The sequence below is a fragment of the Parolsenella sp. genome (assembly GCF_982402205.1).
The window spans coordinates 1-1,920 of record NZ_CEVYAT010000205.1; the positions used below are offsets into that span (position 1 = coordinate 1).

The 1,920-nt window shown below is 68.5% G+C and carries 2 protein-coding genes; both read left to right on the top strand.

Annotated elements, in window-relative coordinates; translation table 11 throughout:
• On the top strand, positions 1-312 hold a 312-nt coding region (locus AC1VTH_RS08045; RefSeq protein ID WP_481335649.1), incomplete at its 5' end, for a peptidylprolyl isomerase.
• A gap of 124 nt (positions 313-436) precedes the next feature.
• The coding region (pckA, locus tag AC1VTH_RS08050) for a phosphoenolpyruvate carboxykinase (ATP) (RefSeq protein WP_481335651.1) at positions 437-1,920 on the top strand (1,484 nt) is incomplete at its 3' end.

Sequence of the window (1,920 nt, forward strand, 5' to 3'; positions counted from 1 at the left end):
AACGGCACGGGAGGGTCGGACGAGAACATCGTGGGCGAGTTCGACGCCAACGGCCACCCCAACTCCATCTCGCACGTGCGCGGCACCATCTCGATGGCGCGCGCCCAGGCCTACAATTCCGCGAGCTCGCAGTTCTTCATCATGCAGGCCGACACGCCCAGCCTCGACGGCCAGTACGCCGCGTTTGGCCACGTGACCGAGGGCATCGAGGTCGTCGACGCCATGTGCGAGGCCGCCAGGCCCACCGACAACAACGGCACCATCGCCACGGCCGACCAGCCCCGGATGACCTCCGTCACCATCGACGACTAGCGCCTACGGCCGTTTGCGGCTGCAAGAACGCCGTTCGCCGCCAGCTGACATAACGCATCACTCCACTTGGGTAAAGCAACCCTTAATTGTTTTCAGCGCAGTCGCGCCGAGCAAAGGGGGAGACATGAAGCCAACTCAGGTGGACAGGCTCATCAGCCGCGACAGTTCCGACCCTTCGGCCGAGGAGGTGCTCGCAGACCTGTCGCCGGCACGTCTCGTCGAGGCGGCGCTCGCGGCGGGCGAGGGGCGCCTCGCGGCCAACGGCTCGCTCGTAGTCGACACGGGCGCGCGCACGGGCCGTTCGCCGCATGACCGTTACGTCGTCGACGACGATCGCGTGCATGACATGATCTGCTGGGGCAAGGTCAACGTTCCCATGAGCCGCGACGCCTACGAGCGCATCTGCTCGGGCGTGGCGGGCTACCTCTACGGACGCCGCCTCTATGTGGTGCACGGCCTGGCCGGCGCCAACCGCGCCTACTCGCGCAAGGTCTGCGTCATCTGCGAGCGTGCGAGCCAGGCGCTGTTCGTCCACCAGATGCTCGTGCGCCCCACGCCCGAGGAGCTCGCCAACTTTGGCGACCCCGACATCACGGTGCTCGCCGCGCCAGGGTACCGCTGCGACCCGGCCACCGACGGCACCAACTCCGAGGCGGCCGTCGTGCTCGACCTCGCGGGCGGCGGGGTGGTTGTCGCGGGCACGGGCTACTCCGGCGAGATCAAGAAGGCCATCTTCTCGTTCATGAACTACCTGCTGCCGGTCGAGAACGGCGTGCTGCCCATGCACTGCTCGGCCAACATCGACCCGCACACCGGCGACACCGCGGTGCTGTTTGGCCTGTCGGGTACGGGCAAGACCACGCTGTCGGCAGACCCCAGCCGTCTGCTCATCGGCGACGACGAGCACGGCTGGGCGCCCGAGGGCGTCTTCAACATCGAGGGCGGCTGCTACGCCAAGGCCATCGACCTGAGCCCCATCGCCGAGCCCGACATTTACGAGGCCATCCGCTTTGGCGCCGTGTGCGAGAACGTCATCCTCGACGAGGCCACCCGCGAGCCCGACTTCGCGGACACCTCGCGCACGCAGAACACCCGCGTGGCCTACCCGATCGAGCACATCAAGGCCGTGCGCCTGGGCGGCACGGGAGGGGTGCCCAACGTGGTGCTCTTCCTTACCTGCGACGCCTTTGGCGTGCTGCCGCCCATCGCGCGCCTGTCGCGCGAGGCCGCGATGTACCACTTCCTCAGCGGCTTCACCTCGAAAGTCGCGGGCACCGAGGAGGGCATCGCCGAGCCCCAGCCCACGTTCTCGGCCCTCTTTGGCGAGCCATTCATGCCGCTTGCTCCCAGCACCTACGCGCAGATGCTGGGCGAGAGGATCGACCGCACCCGCGCCCGCGTGTACCTCGTGAACACCGGCTGGCAGGGTGGCGCCTACGGCTCGGGCTACCGCATCAGCCTGGCCGTGACGCGCTCGCTGGTGGCCGCCGCCCTCTCGGGCGACGTCGACGTCGCGGGCTACGACCACGACGGCCGTCTGAACCTCGACATCCCGCGCGACTGCCCGGGCGTGAGCACGCGCGTGCTGAACCCGCGCAACATGTGGGC